This window comes from Acinetobacter sp. CE-15 (assembly GCF_051059255.1).
GTDB lineage: Bacteria > Pseudomonadota > Gammaproteobacteria > Pseudomonadales > Moraxellaceae > Acinetobacter > Acinetobacter guillouiae.
This window is the reverse complement of record NZ_CP192737.1, coordinates 1,098,558-1,122,306: the sequence shown is the minus strand read 5'-3', so window position 1 is coordinate 1,122,306 and position 23,749 is coordinate 1,098,558. Positions and strand designations below refer to the sequence as shown.

Sequence of the window (23,749 nt, the reverse complement as noted above, 5' to 3'; positions counted from 1 at the left end):
TTTAAATCTGAATTGCTTCAACGCTATTGCGACATGCACGAATCACGCTAAGCGCAGCCAAAGTTGAGGTTTTGGGATTACTTGCCAAAGGCACACCCACCAATTCAATGGTCATTTCACCAAACACGCCTTCTGCCACAATGGTGTGCTTGTTCTTATTGGTTTTTGGATCAACCGTAAGCTCAACCATGGTTTCATCCATGCCTAAACCTGCGAGTGCTATGGTCGCTGCAACATTGGCATTGGCTGGAAACTTCAGTGCTGCTTCTCTGGCTGTACCACGAAAAAAAACCATAGCTTCACTGACCTGATCGAGATCAACCAATTGTTCAGCATAACTGCCACGCCAACTCTTCGGACTTTTACAGCCTTTATAGGTGACCTTTTCCAAACCACCTTCTTTTGCCGCAGAGATACCATCGATCCCCGCAATCGCACCCGCTAAAAGATGTAGATGGGCATCGTGTTGTTCCGCAGTCTGTTTCAGTTGAGAGAAAAATTCGCTATCGGCTAAGGTTCCCACTGAAATCAGACCAATAGTCCATCCTTTCTCTAACACCTTTTGGGCATGTTCTTTTACCGCCGCTTGGCCTGCCACTTCAATCACATAATCAGGCGTGCCAAGGCATTGATCAATCGAACTAATTACCTGTACCTGAGCGGATACTTGTGCCTGTACTTTTTCAACACTGCGTGCAGGCACCACAATCCATTTAAGCTGTAAATCTTGTGGCATATGTGCATACACTTCTGCTGCCATTGCACCGAAACCAATCATCATCAACTGTTTCATGGGCACACCTTATAAATGTTTGTTAAATCCACCAGAGACATCCAAGGCTGCACCCGTGGTATAGGATGCCAATGGTGAAGCCAAGAACACCAAAGCGTGTGCTGGTTCTTCAGGTTTACCTAGACGTTGCATTGGAATACCACGGTTTTTTGCAATATTGCCTGTCCACTGTTCCCATGACGCTTGGCTATCTGAACGTGTTTCAAAACGGCGTTTCCACTGTGCTGACTCCACCATGCCCAATAAAATTGAATTCACCCGAATCCCATATTGGCTAAATTCATGCGCTAAGGAGTGGGTTAAATTCAGCAAAGCGGCGCGTGCCGATGAAGTCGCGATCATGTGTGGTTCAGGTTGCAAGGCCAGTAGGGAATTGACATTGGTGATTGATCCACAGGCCGACTGTTTTAAATCATCTAAAAATGCACGAACAGGATGCAAGACACTGAAATACTTCAATTCAATTTCTTTCATCCAATCTTCATCTTGGGTGTCTTCAAAATTGGATACACGCCCTTGACCTGCGTTATTGATCAACATGTCGACATTGCCTAAATTTTGATTGACCTGTTGTGCAAAGCGTTTTACATCTTGTTTGTCTAAAACATTGCAGGCTTGAGTAAAAATATGGGCTTGCGGATACTTTTCCAAAATATAATTTTTTGATTCTGCTAGACGCTGTTCATCCCGACCACACCATGCCACTTTGGCACCTTCTGCAACTAAAATTTCGACAGCAGCCAAACCAATGCCTGACGAGCCACCTGTTACTACTGCTACTTTTCCTTCAACTTGGAAGCTCATATTTTTCTCTCGTTTGAGTCTTAACATGCCGATAAAATAATGTCGTTAAACTGTTGTGGTTGATCGACATAACTCAGATGACCTGCATCTGTAATCAGATGACATCGGCTCAATTGCATTTCTGCGGCAAGGTCTTGGATACCTTGTGCAGGTGTAATTTGGTCCTGATCGCCTGCAATCACGACGCAAGGAACACGAATATCTGTTAAATAATTTCTAATTTCGTCATAGGCCAGCAAATACGATGCATGGGTAAAACCGTCTAAGGTCAAATCCTGCATCACCGCTGTGACCAAAGCCAAAGCTTGAGCATCTTGTTTATAAATTAAATGCGGTCCACGACTTGCCGCCATGCCTGCATGACCAAAGCTTTTCAACAACATCGGTCTTTTTTGATAGACCTGTGATTTGCTTTCCTCATCTGAACGTTGATAACCTTGTGCCACATTGGCAATCAGCAAAGTCTTTACACGTTCAGGATAAAGATGAGCAAAAGCACTGGCCTGTAAAGCCCCAAGGGAATGACCAACCAGAATGGCTTGCGAAATTGCCAAAGCATCGATTAAACCCAACAAACGTTGTGCATAATCTTCTGCATTCGGTTGCGCTGTATTTAAACCTTCTGATAAGCCATAACCCGGTGCATCCCAAGCAATCACACGAAAAGACTGACGCAGTACATCGAGCTGGTTGATCCATGAAGCAGAACCCGAACTAATCCCATGTAGCAAAATCAACGGCTGGCCTTGACCTGCCTCACGATAGGCGTGTACTTGACCATCCACTACAATGGTTTTGACTGGATATTTGGCTAATCGATCAAGCAATGTCATGGCTGGATTCCTTTGCTGTAGGGCTGGGCTTTGTCGATTCAATCAACGTTTGATTTGCGACAATGGATGTTCTGGTGGATAGTTCGGAATGGTCGGTTTACCCGCACCTAACATCACACACATCAAGGCATCTTCCTGACCCGGATTAAACAAGCCACGGTAAATTCCAGGTGGAATTGAAATCAGGTCTCGCTCTTTAAGTTTGGTTTGAAATTTCTCACCGTTATGTTCGATAAACAGGTCAATCTCACCACGCAACATAAAAAACACTTCCTCAACATCATGATGAATATGCAAAGGCCCTTCGCACTGCGGAGGTAAAACCATGGTTGAAAAAGTGAAGTTTTCTGCTGGAACAGTGTTGCCATCATTGACTACACCTGTTGCACCCGTGCCCATATAACGCATTTGGGCACGGCGATATTTGGGGTCATAGTCCGCTTGGAACTTCAAGGCATCAAAATCATATTTACGTGTTTCAAAACGTGCGATACGGGTATTTAACCAATCTTGTAAGCTTGTACCTTCAGGCTGTGACCATGATTCGAATTGTTGAGTAGTCATGTTTAACTCCTAGATATCTTGAATTAATAACGTTTTAGTAAAGGAACCAAGAAGAACGATCCAATCACAGCAACTGCTGCTAAGAAGGTAATTCCTAAATTAAAACTGTGGGTTTGCATCACGATGTAACCGATCAGAACGGGTGCAATTGCACTGGCAAAATTACCCAGTCCATTAAAAATCCCACCCGCAGTCGCGCCCACATCAGCGGTGGTCACACGAGCAAGTAGTGCAAATATTGCTGCGACACCAAAGCCCCAAGCCATTGCGCTGAGAGACATTGCTACAATCACTAAAATTGGATCTGTCATAATGACCATGACATACATAAAGATGCCGGCCACCAGTAAGCCACTGAATACCTGAATGGCACGACGACCTAACTTGTCAGAAAGAAATGCACCAATCACTTCACCAATCAACATGGCGATAAATGGGAAGCTTGAATAAATACCAAACTCTTTAAGGTTAAAGCCCTTGTCTTGAATCAGGTAGGATGGAACCCAACTGTTTAATCCCCACAGATAAGTCATCAGTGCAATATTGAAAATACACACCAACCAAAAAGAACCGTTCTGTAATAACACTTTGGTGTTGTGGATATGCCCTTTAAAATTGACACGTTTACTGGTCGATTCCAGCTCAATGGTTTTCTTGAGTTGTAAATTACGTAAGCCAAACACAATCGCAATCAGTGCAATCACAGTTAAACCAGCCATCACAAAGAAGGTGGTATGCCAATCATGCTTTGCGAGAACAGCCGCGGTAATTGGAAAACCCAAGAAAGCACCGATCGGTGTACCCAACAAAAACATGGTGGAAGCACGTGCTTGCTGACGATCTGTATAAGTTTGTTTCACGATGGTATAAGCCAAGGCAAATAATGGGCCTTCAGCTAATCCAAGCAGAACGCGGAGAATTAACATCCCTGTATAGTTGGTGGTAAAACCCATACAGAACATGAGTATTCCCCAAGATAAGACGCTCCAAAACAGCATTTTTTTAGGACTAAAAATATCGCCTAAGAAGCTTAAAAACACTGAGGAAAAACCATAAGCCAATAAAAAGCTGGTCATTAACCATCCAAGTTTTGCTTTGTCTTGGGCAATCCCCATCGCACCCTGAAAGTGCGGGTCCGCAAATAAGACTGCGATACTAATTTTGTCGAAAAATGCCAGAACGACACAGATCATCAGGACAAAAGCAGGAACCCAATGCTTCAATCCACTTTTTTCTTCATTACTCATATTTCATTCCTTCGATTGAGTCATGAACCGGATTTAATGTTTATGGTTTTAATTTCATGACATTAAATTCAGGGTCTGCTAATAATTGGGGGTCTAACACGGTATTGGATTGCATCCAGCGCTTTGCCAGTTTGACCAGTTTTGAGTCATTGATCGCAATCATATTGATCAAACAGTTTTGCTCATCCAGATAAAGATAACTGCACTGATCTGCTGCATTTTGACGTAGTACAATCTGCTTGGTTTTTTCAGGTTGGTAAGTCCCTAAAATCTGAATATTGTAGTGATACTGGTCTGACCATAACCAAGGAATATCCAGATATTCCGTATCCATACCTAACATTGACTTTGCCGTGGCAATGGCTTGATTTTGCGCATTGGCCCAAGACTGAATGCAATAGCCCAAACTTGGATGTATCGCCACATCACCTGCGGCATAAATGTCTTGGTCTGAAGTTTGTCCAAAACCATTGACGACTATGCCATCTTTAACGTCTAAACCCGCACTCACACCTAGCTCTTTGGCAATATCTGCACCCGCACCCACTACTACACAATCAAACAGTTCACTGGCATTTGGATGATTCACCACTTCAACTTGCTGTTGACCGGCTTCAATCAAATGCACATTTTTACTATTTAAATGGATCTGAGTACCTTGTTGTTGATGCATATTTTGCAAAAATTCAGACACATCAGGGCTAACGCTACGTGCACAAAGTCGATCACCGTATTCAAAAACATGCACTTGTTTGCCTTGTTTCCGTGCCGTTGCTGCAATTTCCAAGCCGATCCAACCACCACCAATTACTGCTAACTTTTGCGTATGTTGTAAGATTTCGGCTAAACGTTCACAGTCTTGTACATTCCGTAAAGTCACCACATTGGGAATAAACTGCCATGTATTGACTGGCACACGTGCTCGGCTTCCAGTCGCAATCAATAATTTGTCATAAGGCAAAACTTGACCGCTTTCTAAAACCACATGTTTTTGTTGGCGATCCACTTGTGTTGCCACAGCGGGTTTGTGCCACTCAATGTTAAAATCTTGCATCTGTTCAGCAGAGAACAGATGCAAACTGTCATAACTGGCTTCTTTGGAGAGGACTTGTTTTGACAGCGGTGGGCGTTCGTAAAATACCCGTTCCTCATTGGATACCACATGAATTTCACCTAGAAATCCATGTTGACGGAGTGTGCTGACCGCCCAACCTGCGGCTTGTCCTGCGCCAACGATGACAATTCTTTGCATAGCTTAATCTCCCTGTTCCAACTGCTTATACAGGTTTGACTTGGCGACGAGTGTGGTCATCTAAACCACCTTCAACCGCCCACTCAGTAAAGAGTTCTAAACAATGTTCTTCAACACGTGGTTGCCATTCTTCCGTCAAATAATCATCATTGGTGTAGTATTCAAATGCACCACCCAAAGGTGAGTTGACATACCAGAAGTAAGCCGAAGAAATTGGATGACGACCTGGACCAATAAAAGTAGACCATTCAGAACGGTTCATGTTTAAGCCACCGCCAATCACTTCATGAATATCACGCACCACAAAGGCCACATGATTGAGTCCAGCAGGTTTATTGGGTACCGAAAGCAAGAACAAATCATGGTGATAGCCTTTGCCACGACAACGTAAAAAAGCACCACGATTACGATAAGCATCCGATAAGAAGAAACCGAGCTTTTCGATATAGAAAGATTCTGTTTTTTCTAAATCTGGGGTAAAGAACACCACATGTCCAATCGCAACAGGTTGCCCTTTTTCATACACTGGACTGGCTGCATTGACACGAGTGATACTGCCGTATTGATTAATCCCTTCTGTTTTTAACGCAGGTAGCTCTTGGGTAAAGCTGGCTTGAAAGCGAATGGTCATCCCATTTGGGTCTAAGCATTGCAGCATGTCAGCCGTGGCTTGATAACCATCTACATCTTTCAGGCGAGTCGCTAAATCAGCCAAATCCTGTGCTGCATCATCCAAGCCCCAAGTCACTTCACGTAAAGTTGAGCCTGACTCGATGGCCTGTGGTAGACGCGGATCATCACAATCAAATAAATAAATTCTACTGCCGTTCTGGGTTTGATAAAGATCCGTACCCTCAATATCTGATTGGCTTGGCTTTAAACCAAAATCTGCCAAAAATTTATTTGAAGCAGCCCGATCCTCAACGCCAAACTTTAAAATCTCGATCCCTGTAATCATGAAACAATTCCTTAATTAAAGACAAAACCACCATTTACGGGAATATTCTGTCCAGTCACAAATGAGGACAAATCCGAAAGTAAATAAAGTGCTGTTCCGTTCAGATCCTGTGGTAACTGCTGACGTTGAATCGCACGACCATTTACATATAAATCATGACGTTCTTGTGGTACATATTCTGTTGCTTCAACCAACGTCAATCCTGGAGAAAGCGTATTGATACAAATATTAAATGGCCCTAACTCTCTGGCCATCGAACGGGTCATTGCCAGCAAAGCACCTTTACTTGCAACATAGGCCATTAAGTTAGGTGCGCCCCATAAAGCCGTATCCGATGCCACATTAATTACCTTGCCTGCATCGGACTGCTTGAGATATGGCACACATGCTTTGGTGACCAACCACGTCCCTTTGACATTGATGTTCATGACCCGATCCCATAGATCGGCGTCATAATCCATCAAACTTTTACCACCCACATTGGTCGCAAGTGCAGCGCAATTCACCAAACCATCTATTCCAGCTAAATGTTCAGCTGCTTGCTGAACAGCCTGTTGAATCGAATCAGCATTGGCCAAGTCAATCGTGACCGCAGTCACCTGTAGACCCTGTGCCTGCAATACTACTGCTTCTTGTTGCACAAGATCTGTCAAGATATCCGCCATGACCACTTGAGCACCAGCTTCGGCAATGGCCTGTGCAAAGTCTCGTCCCAAGCCTCTTGCTGCGCCTGTAACAAAGACTTTCTTGCCCTGCAACAATGCGACATTAACCATGAACTTGTTCCTGCATTTCAATACGGTTTGAGCTATTCAATGTCGCTATTTTCTTTAACTGCTTTTCCGCTTCTTTTTTCATTAAACGGCGTAAGCGCGATAAACCGACATCATGTTGATAGAGGAATTCATGTTGACGTGCATTTGGCGCAAGATTTTCTAAAATAATTCGATCTTGTTCCAAGACATCCCAGTGCAGTTTTTCTAAATGATTGCGATAAAGAAAACGCCAAACATTACGTTGCCAACCACTGACTTTACGACAACGCCAGAAGAAAACACGGGTATTTTGAGCATCAATCGGTGTGGCATAACCCACAATCCAAAACTCACCGCCTGGACCAAAATCTTTACGATAAGGAATCGAAAGACGCAACCAACTTGCACCAGTATTGGCATATTCAACCCAGTCAAAATTGACCCCTGTTTGCCCTTCTTTTTCAAAGACAAAACCATTTTCAGTTGAGCGGTGTTTCATTTCTGCAGTACGCTCACCGTCCGCCATTGAGTGCGAGGTACAATGCAAATAGGTGCCATGCATTGGATCCATCACATTATCAATCGCATATTGATGATTGACCTTCCAATCCGCTTGGCATAGAAATGAACTCCATTCCTCACTCGCCAATTGTTCAGGAAAATCAAGTGGTTTAGCGACTTCATTTGGATCAATGCCAAACCACAGGAAAATTGCACCATGTTGCTCAATCACTGGGTAGCTTTTCACACAGGTTGTGCCTTTCATTGGGCATTCATGTACTGCGGGTACATCTTCAACCTTGCCATCATGGCGAACTTCAACGCCGTGATACCAACATGCCACGCGATTACCTAAGTTCCAACCTAAAGAAAGACGCGCACCACGGTGCGGACAACGATCTTCTAAAGCATGCACCTGACCTTGGTCATCACGCCAAACCACGATATTTTCACCTAAACGGGTAATACCCACAGGATTGGCTGCGACTTCCCAACTTGCCAGTACAGGATGCCATTGATCACGCAAACCTAAATCTAAATACTCCTCAACACTCGGAGTCACTGTTACTGCTGCATTCATCACTGTTCTTCCTTGAATCAATAACCTAAACGTTGCATTTCTTCAGAAAATGTTTCAGAAGTCCAAAGTTCACCAGACTCGCAACGAAAACCTTGTTGATTTAAAGATTGAACTAAATCGGTAAGTTCTGTTACGCCTGAAGAAAAGGCTTGAATTAAATGTTGAACAAAATCCTGCTCATAGACTGTTGGCACTTTATAACGTGTTTGCCAAACCAGAAGTTCTGGCTGTCCCGGTATTTGAATATTGTTAATCCCTGCTTCGGTCGCTGGCGTGGCATGAATCCAGTTCGCTAGCTTCTCATTAAATGTTTTCATGAGATTCCATCCTTATAAATAAGACTTATAGTTGAATTTGAACGTCCTGCCCTTCAACACGTACGGGATAAGTACACAAATCACGACATCCCGGTCCACTCTTTAGCTCACCTGTTTGAATATCAAAAATTGCCTCATGTAATGGGCATTCCACGGTTTGATCTTCAATAAAACCTTCTGTTAGCAACGCAAAGGCATGTGGGCAAACATTCTCGATCGCAAAATAATTGTCATCGATAAAAAAAACACCAATTTTCTTACCCTCGACTTCTATGGCTTTCGGCTCGTCTTCGGTAATGTCATCTTGCTGACAAACTGAGATCCAACTCATTTTTGCATCCTTATTTGTTTTATATATAAAACTTAATTTAGCATTTAAAACATAATGAATAGCATAAGCTTTGATCATTTTGCTTGTCAAATACTATATTTTTATGTTTTTCAATGAATTAATAAAAAGTTATATTTTTAGATGTTTCTTAATCAAAAAAATGTTTTATATATAAACATTGAGATTAGAAAAATTGATGATTACTATAGTGGTATTCCATGTGCAGGAATTGCAAAATAAACATAGGGCAACTTGGCAATGAACTTAATAAATGATGCTCTCTTGGAGCAAAATGCTGAACCCAATAATGATGAACGTTATTTAGTACCGGGTTTGGTGCGTGGCTTAGCCATTTTAAAATTATTTGATCAACAGCATCAGGAAATGACCATTTCTGAAATCGCAGAAAAATTAGATGTAAACCGTTCGAGTGCTTTTCGTTTAATCCACACTTTAGAGTTTTGTGGTTATTTAAGAAAAATGTCGCAAAAGACTTATGCGCTGAACAGCAATGTGATGGAACTTGGTTTTAACAGCTTATCCAAATCATCGCTGACTGATTTGGCTAGCCCCATCATGCGTGAATTACGCGATAAAATTAAAATCGCTGTGCATCTTTCGATTTTAGAAGGCACTGATATCGTCTTTATCAGCAATGCCCAATCTATTGGTTCATTTACCAGTAATGTGCATATTGGTACACGTTGGCATGCCCATGCTACCGTAATTGGACAATTAATTTTATCTCGCCTTTCTGAGGCTGAAGTGGTTAAGCGCTATGAACATTTTACCGATTGGAAAGTCTATTCTGATCGTACACCACGCGATTTGGCGAGTTTATTAGAACGTTTAAACTATGTCCGCAGTCAGGATTTTATGATCAGTTGGGGGCACTTTAATACCGATATGGCTGCCAGTGCTGCACCGATTTATAGTCAGGCAACTCAAGAAATCGCTGCCGTATTATCTGTAAGCTGCCCATTGAGCACCTATACAGAAGATTTATTTAGAGGTGAAATTTCTCAAAATGTAGTTGAGTATGCTGATAAAATTTCAAAATTTATTTATTTTTAAGCATTGATAAATCTAATTACTTCAATTTGGGCATAGGGAAGACTAACCAAATTTTCTACACATACACGCCAAATAAAGAATCCTTCTGGTTTTTATTTGGCGATCATTATTATTTTATTTCTTTTCTTCTTTTTTTTTGAGGGGGGGCTTAAAATCTCAATGCTCACGCTATGCTTCTTAAAAGAATCGCTGCGCTTTTGGCTAAACCTGAATGTTTAAAAGTCGCAAACATCGAGCTGCTTTATAATTTAATTTCTCTGCTGATGATGGCAGAAGCAATTGCTTGAGCAGTAGATTTTACTCCTAAGCGCTTTCTTATACTGCGTAAATGATTTTCAACAGTTCTCTCTGAAATTTTTAAAATGTCGGCAATCTCAAAATGCTTTTGACCCACTGCCGCCCATTTTAAAACTTCTTTTTCACGTTTGGTCAGTATTTTTTTATGCGCAATTCTATGCTTTTGTTTATGTAAAATTTCACCAAAGGCAATATTACAAACCATCTGTACTGTGAGTTTAAAATCAGCACCCATATCCGAAATTTCACCCGCAAATGAAATTGCACCCTCTAAACCTGTTCGACCAAATACGGGCACTTGTATTCCATTGACCTCACCAAGATGCAGAGGGCTTTTGATAATCCGATAGGTTTCTTTTGCAGTTTTTTTATGCAAGCTCTTTGCCCAAAAAAAGGCTTCATCGTATTCAAAAATATGCTTGGTGATTGGGCAGCGGCGTAAATATACTTCACGCTCTTCGATATTGCTGCGATCAACCCAATTGCCATGGACAAAGAAAACTTCATCAATCCATTCATGTTGGTTTAGAGGTGAAACACTACATACAATAATCCGATCAAAATTTAGCTGAGCAGCAAATCCCACCAGAATTTTAAATAGACTTTCGAGGTCACGTGCTTGTCTCAATTGGTGAACAGTCTGAAACAATAAATCGGCCAGTTGATTGCTTGCAAGTCTCATAAAGCCGTCTTCTCACTAAACTGAACACTTAAAACTAAAATATTGGAGATCAGTAGCAAATCGCCTCTAGATCTCCAATATTGAGATAAAAAATTGCGTCTAAATAGAAACAACCTCTTGATTGATGCTTATACCAATTCAGGATCAGCCAATAAGGTTTCAGCGGCTAACTTACCTAAATTATGCGATGCCAAAGGACTGTCTCCAGTCAGAAGTTTTCGGTCTTTATGAACTTGCCCTGTGATACCTTTATTTAGGATTTTAACGCCTAATTTATCGAGGTTTTCACCCACCAACCATTGTAATGGCCCAGGCATATAACCAATTTCAATATTTGCGCCTTTATCTAAAAAGTCAGGAAATACACAAATTTCATAATCTTTAAATATATAGTTTTCTGGTTTTTCATCGACGGCTGCGGCAAGTAAAGCTGCGGGTCCATGACACAGTGTAATCACATATTTATCGTTGTTTATCGCCCATTCTAAAACTTTTTTTACACTTTTACTTTCAGGAATTTTCGCGAGTACACCATGACCACCGGGAATGAAAACCCCTGCATATGGCGAGTTTCCAGCAATGATCTCGTCCAAAATATCATCAAGCTTTAACGGGTTTTTAAGTTTTTCAGCATACTTTGCATAAGTATCTAAAACCACTTGATCTTCATTCGGCATCGCCCACATTTCCAACTTGGCAGGATTGCCTGAGAGCGTTGCAATATCAAACTCAAAACCTGCATTGTCTAAATGAAATACCGGAAGTAACATTTCAACTGGATGATTTCCTGTAGAAAAGAATTTACCGTTTTGCATCAGGATATAGCGCTCATCCGTTGCAATCATCAGAATTTTTTTGTCGCCACGATATGGATTGGGATAAGTCGTACCGTCATAATCTGTTTTCGATGCGGTGTACTGGCTTAAAGAATAAGGGGATGGAAAAAATGCATTATCTTCAGCAGTATCTGGTGTAGGTATTTTACTTAGTTCAGTCATTTTTTACTCCAAGCGTTCTTATAGAGGATATATTCAACATGCACAGTATATTCTGCCCTAAAAAGATTTTTGAATGAGGGAAAACCCCTATTCCTACATTTTTAAAACATATGCTGAATTCAATTTTAATCACGCTATCGCTGCCAATAAACCCTGCCTTATTAACACTAAGTATATGATTTTTATTTAATTAGATTTTAAGAAAGTTTTATATTTTCTACGATCCATACTCACGCTCGATACAGAAATACAACGTAGAGATGAAATGAAATACTGTGAGAGATTTTTTAAATGTTGATTGTGTATTAGACTTTGAAACTCAAAATTCCGCTTAGAAAAAATCAATGGCTTCAATGATGAAACTTAACCGTGATCTTAGATTAAGTTTCACCTGATTAGATTAACCCATTATCCTCGTTCACCAACAATGACGAAGTTCATGAATTTAAAACAATAGGTCATCGTTAAATTATTTCCATTCCATCTCACCCGTCAACACTTTAGAGCTTAACTCCAAAGAACTTTCTTCAGCCAAGTTTGGGTATTTTTCTTTTAAAGCGGCAATCACTGATGCTGAATCTTTATGATCTTTTAAAACTTGATCAACATCCACAAGGTATTGATAAGTAAAGTCGATTGCTTGAGTTCCTGTTGGAATATCACCAATATAATGTCCAGGAATCACTGCACGTGGATTTAAACGATTCATTTGTTTTAGCGTTTTTCGCCACTCGTTACGTTCTTTTTCAGTTTGTGCATCTGCTGTCCACAGATGAATCCCTGAAGATAACCCTACACCACCTAGAATTGTACGATTGCTTGGAACCCATAGATAAGATACATATTTACCCGGTGATTTGATCTCAATTTTTTCACCTTCTAGCACAATTGTTTTATCTTCACTAGCACTTGGTACAATCACTTGAGATGGCGCACCATTTTTTAAGATAGGTCCCCAATAAGCAAACTTGCCTTCTTTGGTTGCTTCAATATGTTTAACAACTTCAGGGGTTGCAATTACTTTTGCATCTGGAAACGCTTGTACCAGCGGCTCTAAACCAAAATAAAAATCTGGATCACCCGCAGTAATCACAATATATTTAAGGTTTTTACCGCTGTCTTGAATGATTTTAACCAAGTTCTTTGCATCGTTAACACTGAATTGCGCATCGACCAGCACTGCATCTTTTTCACCCGAAATAAGTGTAGATGTAACCGGAAAAATGCCTTGTGCTTGTGGGTTATAAACTTTATAGCTTAACTCTGCTGCAAATGCAGAAGCACTCAACATCACTGAACTTGCAAGAAGTGTTTTTAAGAATAATTTCATATTGTTGGCTCTCTTTAGAATTAAATTAAGATTTAAGTAGTTGTTGATCTAAAAAACGTACAAAATCCTCTGATTTATTATAAAAACCATGAAGCGGTATTTTGCCCATTTCACCATGTTGATTTTCATACACCAATGTTGGAAAACCTTGTCCTCGAACATGGGATAATAATTGGCGTGCATGTTGAATATATTCATCTTGTTGATCTTGATCAATCGCATCTAAATATTTTGACCATTGGTCATTATTCAGTCCTAACTCGACAGCAAGTTGCGCCAGTACACTATATTGTGTGACATTTAGACCTTTTTGATAGTAGCCCTGTTGTATTAAATTTAATAACAATATCATCGCGCTATGCCCTACCCCCTGCTGAATACTCAGTAACGCATGAGTTGCAGGGATAGAGTTCATGATCAGTGTGCTGTCTTTAAGCAAACCATTTTTATATTCATCACCAAAATCAACACCTGTGAGTTGATGGATTTGTTCATCATAGTGAATGATCTGGGTTCGCATTGCTGCTGTCATTTGTGGTTGATGATCTTCACTATAAAGTCCACCAAAATGTAGACGTTGTAGATTTGGAAATTTTTCTTCGACTGCATTAATTAAAGGCAGTGCACCATAACTCCAGCCGCAGATCGGGTCGATAATCCAGTGTAGAATTGGAGAAGCCATAAATTAACTCTCATCTATAAATATATGATTCAAAATATGTGAAAAGCCACACAGTTTTGCTGATATTTGTTATAGTAAATAATAAACTTACTTTTTGTAAGTACTTACTAAAAAGTAAGTGTTTTTTAGTCGTGGAAAGTTTATGAATACTGATGAATCTTGTTTAGCCGCAAATGTGTTGTCAAAGAATTGCCCGTCTCGGGTTAAGCTTATGCATTTAACCAATCGTTGGGGCGTTTTGGTCATGTTCTGTTTAAGAAGAGGGACTCACCGTTTTAGTGAGTTAAGACGGAGAATTGATGGCATCAGTGAAAAAATGTTGACTCAAACTTTACGTGATTTGGAAAATGATGGTTTTGTGATTCGTAAGGAATATCCAATTATTCCGCCACATGTAGAATATTCTTTATCTGAAAATAAAGGAGTTGAAGTCGCTGAAAAAATTTATGACTTGGTTCAATGGATTGAACAAAATGAAAATTAACTTGGAATTGTTATAAGTTTTCTATTTAAGGTTCTTTTTCACTTTTCTTAAGTTTGATATTGAACGATTCAAATAATCATCTTTGAGTGGTGATTTATTGAGTACCTAAGTGATCACTGTTAGGTACTATAAATACTTTAATGAATTATAAGATCATTACAATCAGTAATTTAATTTAACTCTATACTTCATTTACAAGTCATTCAATTGCTTCAATTTATAGGTAAAAAATTATAGGAATGACTATTCCCACCATCGTTCTTTAAATTTTTCTGGTTTCTTCGCTTCATAAATTGCGATTAATCCTAATAGACCTGCTGGATTATCTGAGACAAAATCCCATCCATCCTTTTCAGCCCAAAAACTACCTAATTCATCGATCCAAATTTGGTATCCTTTATCAAGTATTGTTTTAAATATTATAGGAAAATCTTCATACCCATCTGATAAATTGATCATTTCTTTTTCTCATATACTGCAATATAGTTTGGCTTTTGAGTTTTTATTAAAGGCAAAACATCACTAAACTCGTATAAATTTAGTCTATCATCTGAAGCAATATCAAGATTCTCTTCATGTACAGTTATTAGTCCTAATAAAGCGCAAATTGTTTCAGCTCTAAAATTCCAACCTTGTTCATTTTTTGCCAAATAAATTTCCAATTCATCATGATAGATTATTGAAAAACCTTTATTTTTAATAACCAATTCAGCAATTTCTCCAATTTCATATCTATCATATAAGCAGGCCATTTATTCTCCAATACCAGTCATTATTAGTAATAATCATTTATAATTCCCATTGACTCAGCTACTAACCTCTGATTACTATATTTTGCATTTATTCTATAAGTAAATTTAATATAAATAAATATTATAAATTAAATTTTATTTGTACAAATCAACTTAATAAAATTTTAAATTAATTCAATCAACATATTGACTTTATTTGTATTTAAAGTGAAAATTGGTTTATCCCAATTAAATTTTTTTAACTCATTAATTTCAAAAATAATATTAACCTGTAATAAAAAAGAGTCTTCTTTATCTTTGAACCCATATATATTTTTCAGCATATCAATTATTAATACTATAGAGTTAGTATAATAAAATTCTGGTCCCAATTTTTTCCTTGTTCCTAGTCTCAACTCTAGAAGCTATTTCACTTCCATTCATTACCCGATTAAAACGCTTTTCTTCCATTACTTTATTATCATTAAGATCTTTCATTAAAATAGAAATAATTTCTTTTCTTAAGTTAATATCCTCATTTACAACATATTTAATTTAATATAAATAACAAAGACTTGCCCATTAGATTGAATTTTCACGATTAAAATCTCAAAACTCTATACTATCTAAAAATTCTCTGATCACAGAGTAATTTTCAAATTTTTGAACAAAAAAGTTATAAACCAATCTAACGATTTTTAAAGTTTTATCACTTTATTTTATATCAAAATTATTTCCTAATGATTTAAAATATTCTTTTTTTATAATCATACCTTAACAACTCATTTAAAATTTACAACTTTATAGTCATTAAATTACTCAAGCTAATAAATTACATTTATTCAAAACACTAATATTTAATTATTTTGCACAATTTTAAACATACACTTAAAAATCCTATAATCATAAAAGAAAACAAATTACTAATCATCTATAATTTCATTTATTAATTAAAATTCTTCTAAAGAAATATCATCTCGATCAATTTGAATTAAAATATTTATTTTCTCTTTAATCCTATTCTGACATGCATCAATTAAAAGAGCATCTATACCATTAATATTTATATGAATATCAGAAGGAGTAAAGCCTGTTGCTATTTTGATTAACAAATTTAGAATTTATTTTTTATAACTGGTTGAATATAAATAATCAAATTAAGGGGCTATAACATAATATGCAGCCTCATAGAGATCAGATTGCAAAATCGCATGATTATCAATCATCCAATAACCAGCCTTTCTTTCATTTTCATCAGGAGAGCATAGAAGCTCTAAAGCTTTTGGAAAATTAATTGAATTTCCATTAGCAGTTTGTAGTTTATTCCAAGTAATCATCAGTGAATTATTTCGTTTGATTATCTTTGAACTCAAATCAATAATGATTTTACTTAGTTTTAGCAACACACTAATACATTATTAATGCAGATTTAAGTTATTTGAATCTCGACTATTACAAGATATCTAGTATAAATTTATTATTCATATATTCGGTCACTAATAACTCTACTAATATCATGTTTCAGACTTCCTATATCTTTAGATTCAACAGAAATAATTAGGTTTTCCCAATCATTATCTTTAATTAATTCCGTTCTAAATGCTCCATTTGCATCTAAATCAGGATACCACCCTACATCTAAAATAATTTTTTGATTTTTAAAATTAATTTGCAATAAATCTTGAGATAAATCAAAAACTGTATCTTCTGTTACTTCAAAATTATCATTTATCCAAGAAATCGAGTCATGATCTACAATTCCTGTTTTAATGTCTATTTCCCACCAAATACTCATTTTGACCTCTTAATATAACTATCATGTGTCGTTTTAGAAATTGGATGTACATGAATAACTCCCTGTGAGCATTCTACACGCATATATTCAGTTTCTTTACCATCATTAACCCAATAATATCAGGAGCTTTAAATACTTTCCAAACTGAATTTTTACCCGCTCCAGCATTTATTTTTGTACCAGTACTCCAAGCTGTCATTTCTAAAGCCTTAATATTCACACCCGGTTTATATTTTGCTTTCCCTTGATGACCTGTACTTTCAATTATTTTTTGCCAACTTAAATTTGGTGCTGGAACGTGTTTGTTTCCATGATTAGACCATTGTACATCTGTTAAACTTGCACATGGATCTTGGTCACAACAACTATTAGTTTCATTAGTTGTTGCAGAATTGCCTTTAGTTTTAGAATTTTTATTAGGTGACAAACCTAACGGATCAACCCATTCTATTGGGTTTGAAGCATATTTATATAAATTATTTCCACCAAGCAAACTAATTGGATCTTTACTAACAAATCTTCCAACATTAGTCGAATAATAACGATAACGATTGTAATGAAGCCCAGTTTCTTGGTCGAAATATTGTCCTTGGAAACGAATATTATTTGAAATAATTTCAGAATTTTCAAAGAAACTTGATTTTACTTTTTCAGTCTTACATTCAGCCCACGCCTTATACTCCGCCTTCCAAATGACAGCACCAGACTGATCACTCATTTCTTGTGGTGTACCTAAGTGGTCACAGTGGTAAAACCATAAATCATCGAAGCCTTTGCTTTGCTTGGTGGTTTTCGATAGCAAATTTTGGCGTACGTTATATGAATCATTAAAATAAAAATAAGCTCAATGAAGCTATCATTGAGCTTTGTATAATTTGAAATAACTTATCTGATTTTAAATTTTATTGATTAGAAAAAACTACAATTTTCCCTTCAGGTAGATGACCATCCCATCCACACGGAAAACCACCATTTAAATATATTTCTAAAATTTCTTTCCAGATTGTAGGAAAATAGTCATTTGCATAACATTGAAATATTATACCTATATCTCTATACATTAACTCTACTATCAGACAAGCTTCACCCGTTATCCATTTTTCTTTAGCTCCGTTAAAGTCTTGATTTTCAAATCCAAAATAATTTTTTTGTTTTAGTTTATATTTAATCCGATCGTTCCATTCAAAGCTTTCTAGAAAAATATCGGGGGGGATCAGTCACAGTTTCCCATTCATCAAAATCATCAAAACTATCATTAGTCGCATAATCTATCCCTAAATTAGCATCAAAAATAATCTTGTAATCTTTTTCAGTACTAAACTTAGTATTATAAAAATTACCTTTTTCCAAAAAAGATATAAATTCAGCTGCACTTTCTACTACTTGATCCCAAGTCTTCATTTATGTTCCTTTCACATGGTCTCTTATCGTATTAGTGCCTTCATTCCTCTTCAAAAATATCAAATGAATGTAAATTTATATTATCCAAACTCGCTAATTGTTTTTTCATAAATTCATACTTACTTTGTTTTTCTTTATTTTTTCCATTAAAAAAACCCAATTTCAAAATAGTTTCTATTCCACCGTCATTTATTTGCAAATCACCATCAGGTAACTTATTTTGCAATATTTTAAAATTATCACAAAATAATCCCTCATAAGAGTAATAATTTCCCAAATAATCGCTGCTATGTTCAATAAAAGAAATATCAAATTTTTTTTCAAAAATTCGAACTAAATCAATTGGGTTTAAGTTTGTCGTATATGCTAAAAAAAAACTCTTTTTCATTTTACACCTTACATACAGTTTGCTGGAATTCTTGTACCTTCCGCTTTAGCTTTGGCACTTTCTGGACTATCAAATATCATAACATTTACATCCCGTCCTCCCGCGAGTTTTGACATCTTTTGAAGTACACCATTAATACCTAATTTATTTGCTTCGACTGAGTTTATCTCAATAGGTAATGTACGATTACCTTTTGCTAAACCCATTTTTTTTGCTTTTTCAAATAATTCTGGTTGAATCACAGCTATGTCAAAATCACTTACTCTTCCATCATCAAAAGCTTTACCCGTCTCAAAACTTCTACCACTATGTGCACTTCCTTGCATATACATCGTCGCACCTTTAAATCCTAATTTAGAAAACCCTGCCTGCATCGCTTGTCCAAACTGCTTTAATTGACCAAAGCTTTTAAAGCCTTTTGGTATTTTTTGACAGCTTAATCCTAGTGGATCAACCCATTCTGTAGGACTTGGGGTATAAGCATAATTATTACTTCCCCCCAACAACCCAATTGGATCTTTACTTACAAACCGTCCCACATAGGGCGAGTAATAACGATACCGGTTATAGTGTAAACCCGTCTCTAAATCGAAATACTGACCTTGGAAACGAATATTATTGCTGATGATTTCTGAATTTTCAAAGAAATTAGACTTCGCTTTCTCTGTTTGACATTCACCCCAAGCCTTATATTGTGCTTTCCAAATGATTGCCCCTGAGTGGTCTGTCATTTCCTGTGGCGTACCTAAGTGGTCACAATGATAGAACCATACATCATCAAAGCCTTTGCTTTGTTTGGTAGTTTTCCACAATGGGTCACGATGTACACTATACGGCTTGTCTGACCAATCAGGTGTTTGATGCAACTCTATCGGGCTTTGATAAACTGCCTGAAGCATCGGTACAAAACTGTCTTTTTCGTAGATATAGTGCTTAGTGGCTTGTTCTGTTGACTCATAAGCCAATGTGTCACCATCCCAGCCATAAGTTACATTCTGTTCGACACCTGTGTGATGATGTTTACTATGTTTTTGAATGCGACGACCTAAAGCATCATAACGATATTCTGCTGTGTATTGGCTGTTGCGGCTTTTGATCATTCGACCATAAACATCCCACTCAAGATTTAAATCACCTTGCGTTGATTTTTGTCGGACCAATTGTCCGTATGCATCATATTGGTATTGTTGATCAAGGTATTCTTTGACCACATTATTAACTAAACGATGATAACCATAACCTTTTTCTTCTGCTCGTTGTACATGGTTTTGATCTTGATGTTTGGCTTTACCATCGTTGTAACGATCAACAATATTGCTGGCAGGGTCAAAACTAAAGGTTTCTTTACCGAGTTTACTACTGGCTTCAAGTAAGCGTCCAACAGGGTCATATTTATATGCAATGTTGCCACGACGTGTATCTTTGATCGCTGTCAGCTCACCTGTTTTATCATATTGATATAGTCGTTGTACCAATTGGCTAGTTTGTTGTAGTGCATTGTTCTTTTCTTGGTTTGGGACTTTGTATTGGTTTTGGTAGCCATTGTCATGCTCATTGAGCATGATTTGGCTGTGTAAGCGCCCTGCTAAGTCAAACTGTTGTTCTTGGCTGATGCCATTGGCATAGTGACGTACCACTTCACGGTGTAGGTCATCTCGCTCAAAACTCACCAAATCCTGTCCATTGACAATCAGGCTTTGTACATGACCTGTACCATAGGTAAGCCAATCTATATTTTGTCCATCAGGGCGTATGGTTTTGATTCGATCATTGATTTCATCATAACTATGCTTCCATATCGCTGTCTTATGCGTCTTATAATCCTGTTGATGTTCTTTGATTACATTGCCAGCGGCATCGTAGAACCATTGTAGGTTAGTCTCTGCATTCTTGGCATGCAAAATACGCCCCATGTAATCGTAGGCAAATTCTTCAGTCTGTTTGGCTTCAAGTTCTAAGCCGTAGTGACCATAGCCTGCGGTACGTTGTTCCAAACGCCCCATACTGTCAAAGATGAATTGTTGAATTCGATCTTTCGGGGCAGCACGGTCTTTGAGGTCTTGCCCATGTGCTGAAGCAACTTCGATACTGGTCGCAAGCTGTCCTGTGCCTTCATCGTAGTGGTAAATGGTTTCTTTATCATCAAAGTCAATTTCTTTGATTAAGCGTCCACCAAGATCGTAGAAGAATTGGTAACTTGCACCGTTCTCATTAATCAATCGGGTCAAACGTCCAAGGCGATCCCACTTGTATTTCAATTTATGGTTGAGTGCATCGGTACGTGACAGGATTAAACCTGCTTCGTCGTATTCATAGCGTGTTTGATGTTGTTTTGGATCAATATGAACCAGTAAGCGTCCTTCAGCATCATGAACAAAGTGTTCTACTGCGCCATCAGCATGTTGGATTTTTTCCAGTTGACCAAAGGCATTTAAAGGTAAGCCTTTGATGATTGGTTCTCTTTTTTCAGTGGTCAGCTCAGTATAGAAATATTCAACTTTTTGTTTTAGAGCATTTTCAATATTTTTAACACGGCCACGTTCATCGTATTGCCATTTTGTTTCTTTGCCTGAACAATCGGTATAGCTAAGTAAGTTACCTTGATCATCGTATTTCAGGGCTTTAGAGCCACCTTTGGCATCGGTGATTGAAGTCACTAAACCCATGCCATTGTAAGCATAAGCAGTTTCATGTTTCAGTGGATCAATCTCTTTGATCAGATTGCCTGAACTATCGTATTGCTTAAACCAACGACCTTGTTCTGCATCAACCATCCCAATCAGATTATCTTTGTCATCATATTCAAAATAACTGGTTGCACCATTGTCTTGGGTATTGGTTAAGACATTACCACGCTCATCGTAAGTATAAGAGGTTTTTGAGCCATCTTTAGCGATATGCAAAGTGATGTTTTTGGCATTGTCTCTAAAGAACCATTCCTGAAAATTATCGGGATAGACAATACGATAGGTATAGCCATCGATATCGTAAAAATGTTCAGTGGTATTACCTTCAACATCCATCACATAGGTTTTACGAATGTTTTGATCCCAGTCAATTTTTGCAGCACGACTGGCATTGTCTGCCCATTCTTCAATGGCTTTAGATGTCGGTAAAATACCATCCCATTTCAGATTCATACCGCGTTGGGTCAAATCAGTATATCGAGTGATAAGGTGGTGCTTATATTGGTAATGGTAGGATGCAGCAAATTCGTTGGTGGCTTTGATTAAGTCACCGTGCTCATCATAATCGTAGCTGGCTAATACACGATCTAACTGACCTTTTTTGACTGTCCAAATATCAGAAACTAAGCCTTGTGGAGTGAGCTGTAGAGCGAGATGTGCCAGTTCACGGTCGTCCTGTTTGAATAGAATGTCCGAAAGAATAGATTTCTTCTCTGCATTGACATGGTCATAGCGTAGTGCAACTTTAAATCCATGTTTACGTTCTATATAAGACAGGCGATAGTCTTCACCATATTTTTCATAGAATCGCTTTTCATCATCACCATAAGCGATGAGATGTAATTGATCTGACAGTACCGTATAAGTATGCTGTTCGACTGGATCATAAATACTTTGACCTTTCTTTAACTCAGGCAGATCAATTGGTCGTCCATCCAAACCGATATATTCCAAGCCTTTTTGGTAGTCTTTTTGCTCTTTGTTTTTAGGATCGTATTTGAATTTACGTGAAATTTTAGTGGTGAAAGGTGTAATCCAACGTGCGCCAAAAATGGAGTCATCCATCTGATACAAATTTGACGCATAGGTACGATTGATACTGTCTTGAATCATACCGCCAATTTGAGCATCAAAATGGGAGAAGAATTCCGTCCCCATGGCAAAGGTAATTGCACCACTCGTACTCCCCATACAATTTTTACATTGGCTGGCATTTTTATTTGCTGGGGCTTGAGACGTTGATTTTTCTAATCGAGCATCATTATGTTGTTTTTTAGCTTCAGCTGTTTGTTGTGCTTTGATTTGTGCTGCTTTAGCGGCATCTTTTTTATGTTTTTTTACTGCCAATAGTAAAACAGATAACAGCCATCCGATGGTGAAAGCTGTTTCAGCACCCCCTAAACTTTTTATTTTTGTGTTTGCTGTTATTCCGAGTTGATTAATATTGCTACCGAGTTTTAAAACAGCAGCTTTATCTTCATTTTTAATTACCCACATTGCACCTTTGGTCAGTAAATTAGCACCACTCTTTGCATCTCCTTTCCAAGTATTCTCAACAGTGTAAACTATATTTTTTCCTGCTCTTAGAATCTCGCCATTCATTAAGCGAGGAATAATGGCAGCTCTTTGTTCTTCTGCTCTTTTATAATTGGCATCAGGTTTTGCAATTGTCCCTTTCTCAACAATTTCACGTATTCCTGTATTGATTGTTGTTGCACTCTTTTCAACCCATGCACCCGTGTCAGTCAGTGTTGAATTTAATCTCTTCTGAGCTTCAGTCGCAAACTTTTCGACATCGCCCGCCAATGCCGAGCTTAAATGCTCAGCTATAACACTAACAATAGTTGCGCTAATCGCGGGACCAAGTTGCTCTTTAGTGAATTTTTTTACACCATTTTTGGTAATTCGTCTTATTTCTTCTCTAACTAAAAATAATGCAGGACGCGCCATTGTGCGGGCAGTCGCTGTTGCTGGACCTGGGATAATTGCAATTGCATCAATTCCTAAATTTGCCCAATCTATAATATCAGCGTTGCTAAATCCCTTATCATAAATTTGCATCACATCAGAGACCACATCAACAGCAGCAAATATACTCCCTAAAAATGGTATATTTCTTGCCACCGTTTCAACTCGATCCAAAGTAACATTATTATTTGTTTTAGCTTTTAACCATTTATCGATCTTTGCTTTAGAATTTTGGACATCAGCAATTGTTAATGTATTTAAGGGTGCGACAACTTCAGGAGTACTTTGTGCCATGTT

General features: G+C 38.0%; 24 protein-coding genes and 1 pseudogene. 2 read left to right on the top strand and 23 right to left on the bottom strand.

Going from position 1 to position 23,749, the window contains the following annotated elements; all coding sequences use genetic code 11:
• Position 1: 1 nt before the first annotated feature.
• Genes ACQ7EO_RS05280 through ACQ7EO_RS05230 form a run of 11 tightly spaced genes read right to left on the bottom strand, consistent with a single transcriptional unit; the run spans position 2 to position 8,935 of the window.
• Positions 2-793 carry an aspartate dehydrogenase gene (locus tag ACQ7EO_RS05280; RefSeq protein ID WP_004717614.1) on the bottom strand — a complete coding sequence of 264 codons (792 nt, stop codon included), beginning with the start codon at positions 791-793 and terminating at the stop codon, positions 2-4.
• Positions 794-802: 9 nt separating this feature from the next.
• Positions 803-1,597 (bottom strand): SDR family oxidoreductase, encoded by a 795-nt coding sequence (locus tag ACQ7EO_RS05275; protein WP_270383507.1) that lies wholly within the window; start codon positions 1,595-1,597, stop codon positions 803-805.
• A gap of 20 nt (positions 1,598-1,617) precedes the next feature.
• A complete protein-coding gene (locus ACQ7EO_RS05270; RefSeq protein ID WP_434279080.1) occupies positions 1,618-2,430 on the bottom strand; it encodes an alpha/beta fold hydrolase in 813 nt (270 codons plus the stop codon).
• Between the two features lie 42 nt (positions 2,431-2,472).
• Positions 2,473-2,994, bottom strand: a complete 522-nt coding sequence (locus ACQ7EO_RS05265) for a cupin domain-containing protein (RefSeq protein WP_004717620.1) — start codon at positions 2,992-2,994, stop codon at positions 2,473-2,475.
• A gap of 23 nt (positions 2,995-3,017) precedes the next feature.
• Positions 3,018-4,241, bottom strand: a complete 1,224-nt coding sequence (locus tag ACQ7EO_RS05260; RefSeq protein ID WP_004823455.1) for an MFS transporter — start codon at positions 4,239-4,241, stop codon at positions 3,018-3,020.
• A gap of 40 nt (positions 4,242-4,281) precedes the next feature.
• Positions 4,282-5,493, bottom strand: coding sequence for an NAD(P)/FAD-dependent oxidoreductase (locus tag ACQ7EO_RS05255; RefSeq protein ID WP_239045103.1), 1,212 nt, complete (start codon positions 5,491-5,493; stop codon positions 4,282-4,284).
• 25 nt (positions 5,494-5,518) lie between these two features.
• The gene (locus tag ACQ7EO_RS05250; RefSeq protein WP_434279079.1) at positions 5,519-6,451 is read right to left on the bottom strand and encodes a VOC family protein; all 933 of its coding nucleotides are present in this window, start codon (positions 6,449-6,451) and stop codon (positions 5,519-5,521) included.
• An 11-nt stretch (positions 6,452-6,462) separates the two neighbouring features.
• Positions 6,463-7,227 (bottom strand): SDR family oxidoreductase, encoded by a 765-nt coding sequence (locus ACQ7EO_RS05245; RefSeq protein ID WP_434279078.1) that lies wholly within the window; start codon positions 7,225-7,227, stop codon positions 6,463-6,465.
• On the bottom strand, positions 7,220-8,287 hold the full coding sequence (locus ACQ7EO_RS05240) for a Rieske 2Fe-2S domain-containing protein (RefSeq protein ID WP_434279077.1): 1,068 nt from the start codon (positions 8,285-8,287) through the stop codon (positions 7,220-7,222). Before ACQ7EO_RS05240 ends, ACQ7EO_RS05245 begins: the two co-directional genes overlap by 8 nt.
• A 17-nt stretch (positions 8,288-8,304) precedes the next feature.
• Positions 8,305-8,604 (bottom strand): recombinase-like helix-turn-helix domain-containing protein, encoded by a 300-nt coding sequence (locus tag ACQ7EO_RS05235; RefSeq protein WP_004823462.1) that lies wholly within the window; start codon positions 8,602-8,604, stop codon positions 8,305-8,307.
• 25 nt (positions 8,605-8,629) lie between these two features.
• Positions 8,630-8,935 carry a non-heme iron oxygenase ferredoxin subunit gene (locus tag ACQ7EO_RS05230; protein ID WP_034615827.1) on the bottom strand — a complete coding sequence of 102 codons (306 nt, stop codon included), beginning with the start codon at positions 8,933-8,935 and terminating at the stop codon, positions 8,630-8,632.
• A 258-nt stretch (positions 8,936-9,193) separates the two neighbouring features.
• Here ACQ7EO_RS05230 and ACQ7EO_RS05225 point away from each other — a divergent pair, with 258 nt between their 5' ends.
• Complete coding sequence (locus ACQ7EO_RS05225) at positions 9,194-10,009, top strand: IclR family transcriptional regulator (protein WP_004717641.1); 816 nt, start codon at positions 9,194-9,196, stop codon at positions 10,007-10,009.
• Positions 10,010-10,250: 241 nt separating this feature from the next.
• Here the strand turns inward: ACQ7EO_RS05225 and ACQ7EO_RS05220 are convergent, their stop codons facing one another.
• From ACQ7EO_RS05220 to ACQ7EO_RS05205, 4 genes are all read right to left on the bottom strand, one after another.
• On the bottom strand, positions 10,251-10,988 hold the full coding sequence (locus tag ACQ7EO_RS05220) for a PA1136 family autoinducer-binding transcriptional regulator (protein WP_434279076.1): 738 nt from the start codon (positions 10,986-10,988) through the stop codon (positions 10,251-10,253).
• Positions 10,989-11,116: 128 nt separating this feature from the next.
• Positions 11,117-11,986, bottom strand: a complete 870-nt coding sequence (hchA, locus tag ACQ7EO_RS05215) for a glyoxalase III HchA (protein WP_262086708.1) — start codon at positions 11,984-11,986, stop codon at positions 11,117-11,119.
• Between the two features lie 469 nt (positions 11,987-12,455).
• Complete coding sequence (locus ACQ7EO_RS05210) at positions 12,456-13,316, bottom strand: Vmh family MBL fold metallo-hydrolase (RefSeq protein ID WP_434279075.1); 861 nt, start codon at positions 13,314-13,316, stop codon at positions 12,456-12,458.
• Positions 13,317-13,341: 25 nt separating this feature from the next.
• Positions 13,342-13,998 carry a DsbA family protein gene (locus ACQ7EO_RS05205; protein ID WP_434279074.1) on the bottom strand — a complete coding sequence of 219 codons (657 nt, stop codon included), beginning with the start codon at positions 13,996-13,998 and terminating at the stop codon, positions 13,342-13,344.
• A gap of 142 nt (positions 13,999-14,140) precedes the next feature.
• Here ACQ7EO_RS05205 and ACQ7EO_RS05200 point away from each other — a divergent pair, with 142 nt between their 5' ends.
• On the top strand, positions 14,141-14,482 hold the full coding sequence (locus ACQ7EO_RS05200; protein WP_004717650.1) for a winged helix-turn-helix transcriptional regulator: 342 nt from the start codon (positions 14,141-14,143) through the stop codon (positions 14,480-14,482).
• A gap of 243 nt (positions 14,483-14,725) precedes the next feature.
• Here the strand turns inward: ACQ7EO_RS05200 and ACQ7EO_RS05195 are convergent, their stop codons facing one another.
• From ACQ7EO_RS05195 to ACQ7EO_RS05160, 8 genes and pseudogenes are all read right to left on the bottom strand, one after another.
• Complete coding sequence (locus ACQ7EO_RS05195) at positions 14,726-14,941, bottom strand: hypothetical protein (protein ID WP_151956927.1); 216 nt, start codon at positions 14,939-14,941, stop codon at positions 14,726-14,728.
• Complete coding sequence (locus ACQ7EO_RS05190; RefSeq protein ID WP_434279073.1) at positions 14,938-15,234, bottom strand: hypothetical protein; 297 nt, start codon at positions 15,232-15,234, stop codon at positions 14,938-14,940. The genes ACQ7EO_RS05195 and ACQ7EO_RS05190 overlap by 4 nt, the downstream gene beginning before the upstream one ends.
• Before the next feature lie 1,136 nt (positions 15,235-16,370).
• Positions 16,371-16,550: a hypothetical protein gene (locus tag ACQ7EO_RS05185; RefSeq protein WP_434279072.1), complete on the bottom strand. Its 180-nt coding sequence runs from the start codon at positions 16,548-16,550 to the stop codon at positions 16,371-16,373.
• A 140-nt stretch (positions 16,551-16,690) separates the two neighbouring features.
• Positions 16,691-17,008 carry a hypothetical protein gene (locus ACQ7EO_RS05180; protein WP_434279071.1) on the bottom strand — a complete coding sequence of 106 codons (318 nt, stop codon included), beginning with the start codon at positions 17,006-17,008 and terminating at the stop codon, positions 16,691-16,693.
• A 420-nt stretch (positions 17,009-17,428) separates the two neighbouring features.
• Positions 17,429-17,807, bottom strand: a pseudogene (locus tag ACQ7EO_RS05175) (RHS repeat domain-containing protein); the annotation flags it as partial.
• A gap of 383 nt (positions 17,808-18,190) precedes the next feature.
• Positions 18,191-18,409, bottom strand: a complete 219-nt coding sequence (locus ACQ7EO_RS05170; RefSeq protein ID WP_434279070.1) for a hypothetical protein — start codon at positions 18,407-18,409, stop codon at positions 18,191-18,193.
• A 40-nt stretch (positions 18,410-18,449) separates the two neighbouring features.
• Complete coding sequence (locus tag ACQ7EO_RS05165) at positions 18,450-18,797, bottom strand: hypothetical protein (RefSeq protein ID WP_227549130.1); 348 nt, start codon at positions 18,795-18,797, stop codon at positions 18,450-18,452.
• 8 nt (positions 18,798-18,805) lie between these two features.
• Positions 18,806-23,746 (bottom strand): RHS repeat-associated core domain-containing protein, encoded by a 4,941-nt coding sequence (locus ACQ7EO_RS05160; RefSeq protein WP_434279069.1) that lies wholly within the window; start codon positions 23,744-23,746, stop codon positions 18,806-18,808.
• Positions 23,747-23,749: the final 3 nt, after the last annotated feature.